At 69.7% G+C, this 12,713-nt stretch carries 12 protein-coding genes; 3 read left to right on the top strand and 9 right to left on the bottom strand.

The features are described 5' to 3' along the window. Positions 1 to 193 precede the first annotated feature (193 nt). The 9 genes from ACFWPS_RS49675 to ACFWPS_RS49715 all read right to left on the bottom strand — a co-directional run bounded on the left by ACFWPS_RS49675 (position 194) and on the right by ACFWPS_RS49715 (position 10,254). Positions 194 to 3,583, bottom strand: coding sequence for a trypsin-like peptidase domain-containing protein (locus ACFWPS_RS49675; RefSeq protein WP_383719868.1), 3,390 nt, complete (start codon positions 3,581 to 3,583; stop codon positions 194 to 196). A 27-nt stretch (positions 3,584 to 3,610) separates the two neighbouring features. Beyond that, the gene (locus ACFWPS_RS49680) at positions 3,611 to 3,967 is read right to left on the bottom strand and encodes a trypco2 family protein (RefSeq protein ID WP_383719870.1); all 357 of its coding nucleotides are present in this window, start codon (positions 3,965 to 3,967) and stop codon (positions 3,611 to 3,613) included. Positions 3,968 to 4,154: 187 nt separating this feature from the next. Beyond that, positions 4,155 to 4,475, bottom strand: a complete 321-nt coding sequence (locus ACFWPS_RS49685; protein ID WP_383719873.1) for a response regulator transcription factor — start codon at positions 4,473 to 4,475, stop codon at positions 4,155 to 4,157. 193 nt (positions 4,476 to 4,668) lie between these two features. After that, positions 4,669 to 5,967 carry an amidohydrolase family protein gene (locus ACFWPS_RS49690; RefSeq protein ID WP_383719875.1) on the bottom strand — a complete coding sequence of 433 codons (1,299 nt, stop codon included), beginning with the start codon at positions 5,965 to 5,967 and terminating at the stop codon, positions 4,669 to 4,671. Between the two features lie 21 nt (positions 5,968 to 5,988). Beyond that, complete coding sequence (locus ACFWPS_RS49695; protein WP_383719878.1) at positions 5,989 to 6,297, bottom strand: hypothetical protein; 309 nt, start codon at positions 6,295 to 6,297, stop codon at positions 5,989 to 5,991. Further along, positions 6,272 to 6,739, bottom strand: a complete 468-nt coding sequence (locus tag ACFWPS_RS49700; RefSeq protein WP_383719881.1) for a hypothetical protein — start codon at positions 6,737 to 6,739, stop codon at positions 6,272 to 6,274. The genes ACFWPS_RS49695 and ACFWPS_RS49700 overlap by 26 nt, the downstream gene beginning before the upstream one ends. After that, positions 6,736 to 7,455: an ABC transporter ATP-binding protein gene (locus tag ACFWPS_RS49705; RefSeq protein WP_383719884.1), complete on the bottom strand. Its 720-nt coding sequence runs from the start codon at positions 7,453 to 7,455 to the stop codon at positions 6,736 to 6,738. Before ACFWPS_RS49705 ends, ACFWPS_RS49700 begins: the two co-directional genes overlap by 4 nt. Continuing rightward, the gene (locus tag ACFWPS_RS49710) at positions 7,452 to 8,165 is read right to left on the bottom strand and encodes an ABC transporter ATP-binding protein (protein ID WP_383719887.1); all 714 of its coding nucleotides are present in this window, start codon (positions 8,163 to 8,165) and stop codon (positions 7,452 to 7,454) included. The genes ACFWPS_RS49705 and ACFWPS_RS49710 overlap by 4 nt, the downstream gene beginning before the upstream one ends. Beyond that, on the bottom strand, positions 8,143 to 10,254 hold the full coding sequence (locus ACFWPS_RS49715) for an ABC transporter permease (RefSeq protein WP_383719890.1): 2,112 nt from the start codon (positions 10,252 to 10,254) through the stop codon (positions 8,143 to 8,145). Before ACFWPS_RS49715 ends, ACFWPS_RS49710 begins: the two co-directional genes overlap by 23 nt. A 155-nt stretch (positions 10,255 to 10,409) precedes the next feature. Here ACFWPS_RS49715 and ACFWPS_RS49720 point away from each other — a divergent pair, with 155 nt between their 5' ends. Genes ACFWPS_RS49720 through ACFWPS_RS49730 form a run of 3 tightly spaced genes read left to right on the top strand, consistent with a single transcriptional unit; the run spans position 10,410 to position 12,712 of the window. Next, a complete protein-coding gene (locus ACFWPS_RS49720; RefSeq protein ID WP_383719893.1) occupies positions 10,410 to 10,826 on the top strand; it encodes a nuclear transport factor 2 family protein in 417 nt (138 codons plus the stop codon). Further along, positions 10,823 to 11,917: an acyl-CoA dehydrogenase family protein gene (locus tag ACFWPS_RS49725; RefSeq protein WP_383719895.1), complete on the top strand. Its 1,095-nt coding sequence runs from the start codon at positions 10,823 to 10,825 to the stop codon at positions 11,915 to 11,917. The genes ACFWPS_RS49720 and ACFWPS_RS49725 overlap by 4 nt, the downstream gene beginning before the upstream one ends. A 6-nt stretch (positions 11,918 to 11,923) precedes the next feature. Continuing rightward, positions 11,924 to 12,712 (top strand): acyl-CoA dehydrogenase family protein, encoded by a 789-nt coding sequence (locus ACFWPS_RS49730; protein WP_383719898.1) that lies wholly within the window; start codon positions 11,924 to 11,926, stop codon positions 12,710 to 12,712. The last annotated feature ends 1 nt before the right edge of the window (position 12,713 follow it).

Raw genomic sequence — 12,713 nt, forward strand, 5'->3', positions numbered from 1 at the left:
TACCACTCGACCCGCCCGTCACGATCACATGCACCGAACCGACGTCCAGCGAACGGGAGTTCCGCAGTCTCATGGCCCGGAGCGTATCGAAACGGCTCATCTTCGGCAGGGCATCCATCGGCACGGCACATCCAAGAGGCCGGATGGCCAAGACCCTGACCCCGCCACTCGATCGGCGGCCGCGCCGAACGGCTCAGTAAATCGTGTGATGCGCCGCGAACGTGTCGAGATGTTCTTTGGAGGGAAGCACGTCATCGGTGAACAAACCCGATGTGCGCGATTTCGGGTGCCATGGCCTGGCGGGTGAGCCGTCTGGCTCCATGCCGTACTTCCACAGCAGGTAACACTCCTCGCTGCGCCGGGCACGCGCCAAGATCCCTGTGCGGGCATAGAAATGGCCGTCAGGCTTTACGCCATTCAGGCCACGGGCCCTGACCCGAAGGTCCAACACCTCCAGGGCCTCGTCCACCTGCCCTGTGAGCTCCAGGAACCGGACCAGGTCGCTGAGGTATACCGAGCCGTCCAGTCGCTGGTCGCCATTCGCACCAGCGAAGGCGGTCAGCATGGTCAGCTCCTCGTATCGGAGGCCCTGTAGCAAGTGCAGGTCGCGAAGGCGTCCACGGTACGCGAGAAAGAGGCCGTACTGGAAGCGGGTTTCGTTCAGCCAATCCTCGTCCCCTCCCGCTCTCTCCATTCCGTCGAGGTACAAGGCATCTGCTTTCTCCTCTGCGCCATGCCGAGCGAGGAGGAGCGCCAGCCGCAGGTGAGGGTTCAAGTCCGGGCGCATTCGGTTGTAGTAAACCAAATCCTCTGGGCACAGGTCTCGTAAAAAGCTCTCAGCGGTTTGCAACTCCCCGGCCGCCTCCAGTGCCTCAGCCAAGGGCGAGGAGGCCCAGATCAGGTAGCCGTCGTCGGTGTACGGGGCTTCCTGCCTCACGAAATCCGCGGCTTCCCGTAGTCGGCCGCCGCGAATGAGGCCCTCGAGCAAAGGCCGATTGACCGAGCCACGACCAGGCTGCACGGTGGCGAGCCATTCGACAGCCTCATCGAAACGCTCCAACTCCGTCAAGATCTCAACCAGTCCGCAGGTCAGGTCGCGACCGTTGCCGTGCGCACGGACGGCTCCCTCCAGCCATTCGGCGGCTTCTGCGGGACGATGGGCACGCAGGAGCACCAAAGGCGGGCTCTCCGGCTCCCAGGATTCACGCAGGGAGCATCCCGTGGTCGTCAAGGCACGCCCTTTCCAGAGCACGTCAATCTCACCGTCGGGAGGGAACATGTCCAGCAGGACGTCAATTCGCTCCGCTGCCACCACGAACCGGGCAAACGAGAGGGCGACAAGACGATCCTCAGGGTATTCCCCGCGTGGCGGCCCCACCCTTTGCAGCCAGTGCACGGCCGCCGAAAGCTTCGCCCTCCCATCGGCACGACGAGCGAGTTCCAGTGCCGCTTCCGGCGACTTCCGGAAAAGCGCGTCAAACCGTGGGTTACGTGTCCACAGAAGCGCCCAGCCGATTTGAGTCATCGCCAATGCGAAAAAAAGCACAAGGGCCATCAATATTGGACCTACGCCGAAGACCGAGCGGGGTTGATAGATTTCGAAAGAGCCCGAGATGAATATCATGGAAAAGATGAGATTTGGCCACTCCGGAGGCCGCATGGAGTTCCAATTGGGTAACTGCTCGACTGGAGGGGGTATCAGTCTCTCAATGTCGTTGATCTTCTCTCGCGCGTAGCCATCGAGTTCTATGCGTCCATGGTCAGCCCACAACAGGGTCGCAATTCGGTAGTAGTGGCAGCTATATGCCTTGATTGCCACATTCCATCTCTCCTCCTGAGACGGACAGGACAAGGCCGCCGTCCACACCTCAGGCAGCGGAGGATCACGTCTCAGGGCGTCCGCGTGCTGGGCGAGGAAGTCGGCAAGCTGGTAGGCATGGGGAGCGGTGCGCGATACCGAGACGGGGGCGACCGGTTCGACACGGGTAAGAGCGTGTACCGCTTCCTCGAACGCCGGGCCGTGGGCCGAGTGGCCACCCTCCTCCGACGGCGCGAGGGCCGTCTCCAGAAAGGCAGTGGTGACGGACCGCAGGCCGATACGTGCCGCATCCAGTGCCACTTCCAGGAGTCGACGTTGAAGTCCTCCCCTCGTCTCATAGTGGTTGATCAGGAATGGACCGCCGGCGAGGAACTGGGTGACCCCGCCTCCTCTGCCCACAGTCTCGACACTCTCGGCAATGGCCGGGTCGTAGTCGATGGCGCGTTGGAGGTCCTCGTCACGGACCCCGGTGAAGTCGTCAGGGACTCGAATGCACTCGTACATGCGCAGAAGTCGGGAAGCCTTGCGCGCGTCGGGGGAATTGATCTTGTCCCAATGTTCCGGCCACATGGTTGCAATGACGAGCAGCGGGCCGCGTCCTGGTCGCAGCAGCCTTTCCAGGGCGATGCCCGCCTGCTGCGCCGGATCGTCACCGATCAGCTGCCATGCGTCGTCGAGCCATACCACCGTACTGTCCGCCACCCGGTCATCCTCGACAGCGGCCAGGAGTTCTTGCGCATCGCTCGGAAAGAAGACGCGCCAATCGGGCACGATTGCGCGCACGGCCTCGTAGGCGGCCCTTGATTTGCCGGTGGAAGACATCCCGACCAGTACTACGACGTCGGCGGCCCCTGACGAGGCTGCGGCGAGACGGGCGCGCAGTTCGCGGTCGTGCGCTCGTTCGATATAGAAGGGCAGGGGGTCGTAGCGTGCGGTAGGCGGGCCGTATCCCACGATGGACGGATGGACGTGCAAGTGCCGTACCGGGTGGCAGTCGGTGACGAGATCGCCCACCCATCGGGTCTCGACACCGAGTTGCGGCGCAAGCTGGTCGAACTCCGGACGATCCCCCCAGCCGAGGGCCCGGGCGAATGGCGCATAATCGAGCGGCTGCAGCGCTTCCAAGGCCGTTACGGGAGTCACGGTCAAAGACTGCGGACCCGCAGCCATGTTGACCATGGTCACCACGCCCAGGACGCGCTGTTCGCCGACGGGTCCCGCCAGGACGACCGCTCCCGACATACCGCCCCAGGGCGAGGGGCCATACCCCTCCGACACCGGCGGGCGATCGGCGGGCGTCCGGTCGCCGACCAGCGTCAGGAGCGCGGGACCGGTGGGGCGGCCGGCTGTGGGGATGACGAAGCCCTCCGCCAGCGGGACATGCCCTTCTACGTGTGCGGACCTCCGGAGCCCTCCGTCCGTTCCGCCCATCCGCCACCATGGGAAACCGACGGCGACGCAGCCCTCGATGCGCCCCAGTCGGCTTCGGTCGACGCGTGCAAACCGGATCGGCTCCAGACCGGGCACCGGATCGGCCACGATCAACAGGGCGAGATCAACGTCGGAATGGCCCGACCGGATCACGTGCGTCACCCGGTGCTCGGCGAGGGGCTCGTCGCCGACGATCCGCAGCAGGACGTGATCACGGCCTTCGGCGACGTGGTCCGCCGTGAGGACCGTGTTGGCGGAGATGAAGAGTCCCGAGCCGTACCGGACCTCCGCGTCCAGAGTGAAGCGGATGCAGGCGATGCGCTCCGTCTCCACGGCACCCGAGTTCGCCGCCGACACGCGCTAGCCCCGGTCGCTCAGCGTCTCGTCACGCGGTGCCGCCGCTCCGGCGCTGTCCGAGATCCGCTGGTCGTTCGGCGACAACGGGACGCCCACCGCATCGACGACAACCGGTGCCAGCCGCAGCGTGAGCGACTGAGCCGTCTCCGTCCCCCGGGATCGCTCGCCACCCGCCGTCAGGACGTGCCAGCGGATTCCCGCGGAGCCCTTCCCCTGTTGAGTGACCGTCACGCTGAGATTGAGCTCCACGGACTCCACATCGAACCGCACTGACCGCCCGCTGCCCTGGGTCCTGGCTCGTTCAAGACTGCCCCTCAACGCCTCGATGGCATCGGACAGTTCGACCTCGTTCTCCCCCATGCATCTCCCCCTCGGCGGTACATCCCCTATTTCCGAGAATAGGGGAACTCACTCGCCGAGAGAGCCTGGAATCCATCTGAGCCCCCGAAAGGATCCCCGTACCTTCTTTCGAGGCCTCGCGGGGAAGCGCCCAAGACCGATGGGCGAACAGGGTGCGTGGGGGTGGCCCCCGTCCCGCGCGGGCTGTTCACCCTGTTCGTGGGACCGCACACCTGGGCCGGACGGAGATCGTGAGGAACTCGCGGCCATAGGGGGGTGGGTCGTACAGGCCCCGGCACCCAGCTCGGGACTGGAGGTGTCTTGCTGTGTCCCCACCCCCCAACTCCGCACCTACTGTACGGATGTCCATGATGACCACGTCGGGGCGGTGCTCGGCGGTGAGGTCGACGGCTTCCCGGCCGTCGGCGGCTTCCGCGACCACGGTCATGTCCTCGACCGAGTCGATGAGGATGCGGAAGGTCGCCCTCAGCAGAGCCTGGTCGTCGGCGAGCAGGACACGGATAGCCATGGGTTGGGGCTTTCGGCGTGAGCGGAAGGGTGCAGACAACTTTGAAGCCGCCCTTCGGACGATCACCCCGTCCCCTTTCCCCGCGCGGCGCTCCACGGTCCGGATCGCCGGCCCGACCGGCTGCAGAGGGCAGGGTCTGCCGATGACACCAGCGGTGGAGTCCGGCCCTGCCCTCCCGGTTGTTCGCCCCGCCTCACTGCTCGGCGGCTGCCAGTGCCGCCTGTGCCTTCTTTCGGTAGGTGGCGAGCTTGTCCGCGGGGGCGATGACCTGGTGGCTGCGGGACTTGACGGACACGTCGTGTCCCTCCGCCGCCTTGCGCAGCGCGCCGACGGTGGCCTGGGCGCGCGGGATGTGGGCGAACGGGTCGAACGAGTACCAGCGCATCGCGTTCCCGTGGGTCATCTTGTCGGTCTCGTCGTCCGTCACGGAGTTGGCGGTGAGCACCTCGTGCAGTTGTTCCGGGGCGTTCGGCCACATGGAGTCGCTGTGCGGGTAGTCGGCCTCCCAGCAGATGTTGTCGATGCCGATCTCGTTGCGCAGCCGTACCCCGATCGGGTCGCTGATGAAGCAGGTGAGGAAGTGCTCGCGGAAGACCTCCGAGGGGAGCTTGCCGCCGAAGTCCTGGAGGGTCCACGTGGCATGCATCTCGTAGGTGCGGTCGAGCCGTTCCAGGAAGTACGGGATCCAGCCGGTGCCGCCCTCCGACAGCGCGATCTTGATGGTGGGGTACTCCTTGAGCACCCGGGACCACATCAGGTCGGCGGCGGCCTGGACGAGGTTGATCGGCTGGAGGGTGATCATCACGTCCGGCGGGGCGTCGGGGGCGGTGACGGCAAGGCGGCCGGAGGAGCCGATGTGCAGGTTCATCACCGTGCCGCAGTCGGTCAGGGCACGCCATACCGGGTCCCAGTACTCGGTGTGGAAGCTGGGGTAGCCGAGCGGGACCGGGTTCTCGGGGAAGGTGAGCGAGTGGCAGCCCTTGTCGGCGACCCGGCGGATCTCCTGGGCGCACAGCTCGGCGTCCCAGATGGCGGGCAGGGCCATCGGGATGAACCGGCCGGGATGCGCGGCACACCACTCGTCGATGTGCCAGTCGTTGTAGGCGCGGACCAGGGCGAGCGAGAAGTCGGAGTCCTCGGTGGCGAAAAGGCGGGCCGAGAAGCCGGGGAAGGAGGGGAAGTTCATCTGGGCGAGCACGCCACCGGCGTTCATGTCGGCGACCCGCTCGTCGACGTCGTAGCAGCCGGGCCTGATCTCGTCGAGGCCCTGCGGGTCCATGCCGTACTCCTCCTTGGGGCGGCCGGCGACCGCGTTGAGCGCGGCGTTGCCCACGCTGCTGTCCCGGAACTGCCACACGTCGCTGCCGTCCTCGCGGTGGACCAGGCGCGGGGCGTCCTTCTTGTAGCGGTCCGGCAGATGGTTCGCGAACAGGTCGGGCGGCTCGATGATGTGGTCGTCGACGCTGATGAGGATCATGTCGTCGCGGTTCATGCGGGCTCCTTGGGGCTGGGGTCAGTCCGATGCGGGCAGCGCCTTGGGCGCCTTGATCTGCAACGGCACTCCGCCGTAGGTGAGTTGGCCGGCTCCGGAGGCGGTGCAGAGGAGTTCGAGGGTGTCGGTGGCGTCGACGTAGCGCTTTCCGATGAGCGTGCCGGACGGCTCGTCGTCGGCCGGTGCGGCGGGCGTGTCACGGGCCGGGACCATCGGTATGCCGCCGCACTCGATCTGTCCCGCCACGCCCGCCGGGGCCCGGATGACGATCACCCGGGTGGTGGAGGTGGCGGCGGCGAGCTGGTCACCTGGGCGAGGGGGCAGCGCCATTGCGTGGTTCTCCTTCTGGTGCGGGTGGGTCGACTTCTGGTGCGGGTGGGTCGACTCCTCGTGCGGGTGGGTCGACCGTCTTCGCGGCGACGGCGGGATCGCTGAGGCGCTCCCCCAGCCGGTCCAGGTCGTAGGACTGGCGGACGAGCCAGAAGCGCAGGAAGCCGGTGAGCGAATGGCGGAGAAAGAGCGCGGCGCCCACCACGGCGGCCGTGATGCCGCCGAGGCCGAGGGAGAGCGCGTCTCCCTGCGCGAGCGAGTTGTCCGTGGCGTGGGCGAGGGGGAAGGCGAGGGCACCGAGCACAAGGCCCGCGGTCATGAGCAGTCCGCCGAGGCGGAGCCAGAGGGCGGTGCGGGCCGCGGCGGGGTCGGGGATCTTCAGTTCGGCGAGTTCACGGACGAACCGGTCCGCCCGGGAGGCCGGTACGGGGGTCGACGTCATGTGGGGCTCCCCAGGTAGTAGGAGGACAGTTCGGCCTGCAGGGAGCTGTCGGGGTGCCCCTGCCACTGGATCCGGCCACGGACGAGGACGGCGGCGTGGTCGGCGATCTTCAGTACGGCGGCGGCGAACTGCTCCACGACCAGCACCGCGACGCCCTGCCGGGCGATCTCGGCGACGAGTTCGTACAGTTCGGCGACGACCAACGGGGCGAGCCCCATGGAGAGTTCGTCGAGGAGGAGCACGGCGGGATCGGTGACCAGGCCGCGGGCGAGCGCGAGCATCTGCTGCTCGCCGCCGGAGAGAGTGCCCGCCTGCTGGGTGCGGCGGGCGGCGAGGACGGGGAAACGGCCGTACGCGGTCTCCTCGATCTCCTCCCGGCCGCGGCCGCAGAAGGTCATCATCAGCAGGTTGTCCCGGACGGAGAGGTTGGGGAAGACGCCACGGCCCTCCGGGATCAGGCAGACCCCGGCGCGCGCGAGGCGGCCGGGACGGATCCCGATGACGTCCCGGCCGCCCATCAGCAGGTGCCCGGCGCTGGGAGGATGCAGTCCGGCGGCGACCTTCAGGACGGTGGTCTTGCCCGCGCCGTTGGGTCCCAGGAGTGCCACCACCTGGCCCGCGGCGACGGCCAGGTCCACACCGTGCAGCACGGTGATGCCGTGGTAGGCGGCGCGGACGCCGCGGAGTTCCAGCAGCGGGCCGGCGTGCACGGTCATGGCTCCCCCAGGTAGGCCGCAAGGACGGTCTCGTTCTGCTGGATCTCGGCCGGCGGGCCGCACGCCACGACCTGACCGAGGTCGAGGACGTACACGTCGTCGCAGACGGCCATGACCAGGCTCATGTCGTGTTCGACCAGTACGATCGCCGTGCCCTCGGCCGCCAGGGAGCGCAGCAGGTCGGCGAAGCGCTCGGTCTCCTCGGCGTCCTGCCCGGCCGCGGGTTCGTCGAGGAGCAGCAGGCGGGGGCTCTGGACGAGGGCGCGGCCGACCTCGACGAGGCGGGCGATGCCGGTGGGCAGGGCGTCCGCGGGGGCCTGGGCCGTGTCGGTCAGGCCGAGGCGGTCCATGACCTCGTCCGCCGTACGGGCCGCGTGGCCGCGTCGGGGCCCGAGTTCCGCGGCGACGAGGAGGTTGTCGCGGACGGAGAGCCGGCCGAAGAGTTCGAGGTGCTGGAAGGTCCGGGACATGCCACGCCGTGCTCGGCGGGCGGGGCCCTCGCGGGTGATGTCGCGGCCGTCCAGCCGCACCCGGCCGGTCTGCGGGCGACGGAGCCCGGAGAACGTGTCGAACAGCGTGCTCTTCCCGGCCCCGTTGGGGCCGATCAGGCCGGTGACCCGGCCGGCCTCGGCGGCCAGCGACACCTGGTCCAGGGCCCGTCGGCCGCCGAACGCGACGGTGATCCCCTCAGCTTGCAGCAGCGGTGGCACGGCTCAGCACCTCCCCGTCCTCGGGCCGCCATGGGCGTCGTACGCCCCACCACTCCGGCGGAATGTCGACGGGGGCGGCCTCGCGTGCGGCGGCACGGCCGCGCAGTGTCACGGCCGCCAGCAGGGCGGCGGCCAGGGAGGGCGGGCCGCCGTCCGGGACCAGGGCGGCGAGCGCCCAGCACCCGGCGAGCACAGCGAGCAGTGCGGGCAGCAGCAGCCGGTCGCGGCCGAGTGGCGCCCAGTCGGCCCGCAGCCGTGCGATCACACCGCTCGGACTGTGCGCGAAGCCCATGCCCGCGAGGGCGATGAGAAGTGCGGACAGGTTCTGTGCCCAGGAACCGAGCCCGTCCAGCAGTTGTGTGGGCACGACGTACGCGAGCCCCGTGAACAGGCCGGTGCCGACCGAGCCGAGGCCGCCGACGACCGCGATCAGGAACACCGGCAGTCCGGCGACGAGACCGAACTGGTCGGCGGTGACGGTCTGGAGCTGCATGCCGTAGAGCGCGCCGCCCAGTCCCGCGATGCCCGCGGAGAGGGCGAAGACCGCGACCTTGGCGACCAGCAGGCGGCCCCCGAGGGTGGCGTAGGCGGCCTCGCTGTCACGCAGGGCGATCAGCCGGCGGCCGTAGCGGCCGCGCCGCAGCCCGGCCACCCCGACCGAGGTGACGGCCAGGCAGACGGCGGCGAGGACGAGCAGTTCGGCCGGTGAGGTGAGGTGCAGACCGAACAGGTCGGGGCCGGTCACGGAGACCGAGCCCTGGTCGAACAGGGCGATGTGCACGCCCAGCACGTCGAAGGCCGGCAGGGTGAAGATCCACCGGTCGAGGACGGTGGCGAAGGCGACGGTGCCGAGCGCCAGGTAGATGCCCGACAGGCGCAGCGCGGGCAGCGCGACCAGGGCGCCGACGGCCGCGGCGACCAGGACGGCGACCGGTAGCGCCCAGAGCTCGCCGTGCGCGCCGAGGTGGCCCCAGACCACCGCGCCGATCCCGGCGATGGAGAGCTGGCAGAGGGAGACCTGCCCGGCGTATCCGGCGAGCGGCACATAGGACAGGGCGATCACACCGAGCGAGAACAGCGTGCCGTACGAGATGACCTGGTCCTCGGTCAGCACGCCGACCAGGAGGAGCGCGAGCGCGAGGACGCAGCCCGCGAAGACCAGGGTGCCGCGCCGGCCCGGCAGCGGGACGCGGACCACCGTACGGTCGCGGCGGCGCAGCCGGTGATGCGGGAAGGCGAGCAGGGCCAGGAAGAGCAGCAGGGCGGGGGCGGCGAGGCGCAGGCCGGGCAGGTAGTCGTTCTGCGGCAGGTAGCCGGCGAGGTAGGCCTCCAGCAGTCCGACGACGACCGCGCCGAGGAAGGTGAGGGGCAGGCTGCGCAGCCGCCCGAAGACGGCGGCGGTGTAGGCACTGACGATGAGCAGGGAGAGCTGCTGCGCGTCGAGCGCGACGGTGGGGGCGATGAGGATGCCGCCGACGGCGGCGAGCTGGATGCCGAGCACCCAGGCCAGTCGGCCGGCGCGCAGCGGATCGGCACCGGTCAGCCCGGCGAGGGCACGGTCGTCGACACTGGCGCGCATCTCCGTACCGGCCCGCGTGCGGTGGAGCAGGAACCACAGGCCGACGGCGATGGCGAGCGCGGTCGCCATGGTGATCGCCTGGTGCCAGGTGACGACGGCCGGGCCGAGCCGGACGGCATGCTGACCGGCGAAGAACGGGGTGAGCGGACGGGGTGTGTCGGGATCCCAGACCCAACGGGCGAGCGCGATACAGCCGGCGAGCAACGCGACCGTCATGACGAGCCGTTCGGCCTCGCCGAGGGCCTGCACGGGGCGCATCAGGACTCGTTCGACGAACAGGCCGAAGGCGGGCGCGAGGACAAGGAGCACGACGGCCAGGGCGACCGGCACCGGCCAGCCCCAGCCGACGGCGAGCTGCCAGTAGGCGAAGGCCGCGAGCATTCCGGCCGCGCCGTGGGCGAAGTTGAAGACCCCGGCCGTGGTGTGGGTGAGCACCAGACCGCTACCGATCACGGCGTAGATGGCGGCGGTGCTCAGGCCGACCACCGTGAAGGCCAGGAACTGATCCATGGATTGGAAACTAGCTTCTCGCTAATGGAGAATCAACCATTCGCGCAAGGGGAGGTTGCTTTACGCGACATCGGCGTTGACGGCGACCGGTCCGCATGGAAGCGTGATACTCGATTTCGAGAATCACGTTCTCACCGAATGACCGTGGAGGCCCCTTGAGCGCCACCGACGACCTGATCGAGATCCAGCAGCTCCTCGCCCGGTACGCGGTCGCCATGACCCGTGGGGACGTGGACCGGGTGCTCGGCGTCTTCACCCCGGACGGCAGCTACAGCGCGTTCGGCGACACCTATCCGCTGGACGAGTTCCCCGCGCTGATCGCCGCCGCCCCCAAGGGCCTCTTCCTGGTCGGAGCACCGGAGGTCGAGCTGGCCGGCGACACCGCCACCGGCACCCAGCCGCTCTGCTTCGTCGAGCACTCCGAACACCGGATGCGCATCGGCTACTACAACGACACCTACGCCCGCACCCCGGACGGCTGGCGGCTGCGCACCCGGGCCATGACCTTCATCCGCCGCAGCGGGGCCCACGACTCGGGCCGCCCGCACGCCTTCGACCGAACGCGGTCATGAAGACGGCCGAGTTCCGGCAGGGTGTGCGCGCCTGGCTCGACGGCAACGATCTGACGCCCCCGACCGACGACTCCCTCGACGCCCAGGTCGCCCAACTGGCCAGGGTGCGTGCGGCGTTGTGGGACGCGGACTGGATGCGGTACGGCTGGCCGTGCGCGGTCGGCGGGCTCGGCGGCAGCGGCACCCTGCGCGCGGTGCTCGGCGAGGAGGTCGCCTCGCGGGCGCTGGCGGAGCCCGGCATCTGGTCCATGGTCGAGGTGCTGGTGCCGACCGTCGTCGACTACGCGCCGCCCGCGCTCGCCGCCGAGATGGTGCCGCGGCTGCTGTCGGGCCGGGAACAGTGGTGCCAGGGCTTCTCCGAGCCGGGTTCGGGCAGTGATCTGGCATCGCTGTCCACTCGGGCCGTGCCCGACGGTGACGTCTGGGTGGTGTCCGGCCAGAAGGTGTGGACGAGCCTCGCCCAGTACGCGGCCCGCTGTGTCCTGCTGGCCCGCACCGGAGGGCCGGGCCACGCCGGCATCAGCGCCTTCCTCGTCGACATGGACAGCCCCGGCATCACCGTACGGCCGCTGCGCACCATGCACGGCGTCGACGAGTTCGCCGAGGTCTTCCTCGACGACGTACGCGTACCGGCGCACCGGATGCTGGGCGCCCCCGGTGACGGCTGGCGCCTGGCCATGGACCTCCTGCCGCACGAACGGTCCACCTGCTTCTGGCACCGCATCGCCCACCTCTACGGCACCCTCGACCGGCTCCTTGCCGACGACCGCGAGCCGGACGCCGACGCCCTCGGCGCCGTCTGGCTCGACCTGCACACCGTGCGCTGCCGCTCGGCCGCGACCCAGCGGAGACTGGCGGGCGGCGGACGGCTCGGCCCGGAGACGTCGGTCGACAAGATCCTCCTGGCCACCGCCGAGCAGCGGCTGTTCGACACCGCGCGCGATCTCCTGCCGACGGTGGTCGAGCTGGCCGAGGACGCCGGGTGGCGCACCGGTTACCTCTACTCGCGGGCCGCCAGCATCTACGGCGGCACCGCCGAGATCCAGCGCAACATCGTCGCCCGTCGCCTGCTCGGCCTCGGAAAGGAGTGACCCGCAGTGGACACCGCCGAACGCGGACTTCTGGAAGAGGCCCTGCGCAAGACCATGACGACGACCGAGCCCGGCGCCGGGCTCGACCCCGCGCTCGCCGACCTCGGCTGGCCGCAGATGCTGGCCGAGGAGCCGGTCACCGCCGTCCCGCTGGTCTTCCGGCTGCTCGGGGAGACGGGGGCGCAGGCCGCCGTACTCAACGACGTCGTCCTTCGCGCGGCCGGGCGGCCCGTCGGAGGGACGCTGCCGCTGCCGTACGCGGGCGGGGTCTGGGTGGAGTGGGCGCGGGACGGCTCCCCGGTGGCGAGTGCCCTCGATCCGGGGCTGCCGCTGCGCAGGGTGGACCCGGGCGAGGCCGTCCCGCTCGCCGCCGGAAGGCGGGCGCTGGGCTGGTGGCTGCTCGGCACCGGTCGCGCGATGCTCGCACTGGCGCGGGAACACGTCCTGGACCGACAGCAGTTCGGGCGGCCCCTCGCCTCCTTCCAGGCCCTGCGGCACCGGCTCGCCGAGGCCTACGTGACGCTGGAGGGAGCCGAGGCGGCCCTCGCCGCTGCCGAGGACGACACCGGCTCACTGCTCGCCAAGGCCGCCGCCGGGCGGGCCGCTCTCACCGCCGCCCGCCACTGTCAACAGGCCCTCGGCGGCATCGGCTTCACCGCCGAGCACGCACTGCACCGGCACGTAAAACGGACTCTCGTCCTCGACGGACTGCTCGGCTCGACCCGTGAACTGACCCGGGAGGCAGGCGCGTTGCTGCTGCGCGAGCGCCGGACGCGCCGCCTCGTCGACCTGTGAG

The organism is Streptomyces sp. NPDC058457, from assembly GCF_042720695.1.
Classification (GTDB): Bacteria; Actinomycetota; Actinomycetes; order Streptomycetales; family Streptomycetaceae; genus Streptomyces.

Bases quoted from the DNA above. Each gene is read 5' to 3' on its own strand.
- ACFWPS_RS49680 (WP_383719870.1), bottom strand. From the start codon at position 3,967: ATGGGGGAGAACGAGGTCGAACTGTCCGATGCCATCGAGGCGTTGAGG.
- ACFWPS_RS49685 (WP_383719873.1), bottom strand. From the start codon at position 4,475: ATGGCTATCCGTGTCCTGCTCGCCGACGACCAGGCTCTGCTGAGGGCG.
- ACFWPS_RS49690 (WP_383719875.1), bottom strand. From the start codon at position 5,967: ATGAACCGCGACGACATGATCCTCATCAGCGTCGACGACCACATCATC.
- ACFWPS_RS49695 (WP_383719878.1), bottom strand. From the start codon at position 6,297: ATGGCGCTGCCCCCTCGCCCAGGTGACCAGCTCGCCGCCGCCACCTCC.
- ACFWPS_RS49700 (WP_383719881.1), bottom strand. From the start codon at position 6,739: ATGACGTCGACCCCCGTACCGGCCTCCCGGGCGGACCGGTTCGTCCGT.
- ACFWPS_RS49705 (WP_383719884.1), bottom strand. From the start codon at position 7,455: ATGACCGTGCACGCCGGCCCGCTGCTGGAACTCCGCGGCGTCCGCGCC.
- ACFWPS_RS49715 (WP_383719890.1), bottom strand. From the start codon at position 10,254: ATGGATCAGTTCCTGGCCTTCACGGTGGTCGGCCTGAGCACCGCCGCC.
- ACFWPS_RS49725 (WP_383719895.1), top strand. From the start codon at position 10,823: ATGAAGACGGCCGAGTTCCGGCAGGGTGTGCGCGCCTGGCTCGACGGC.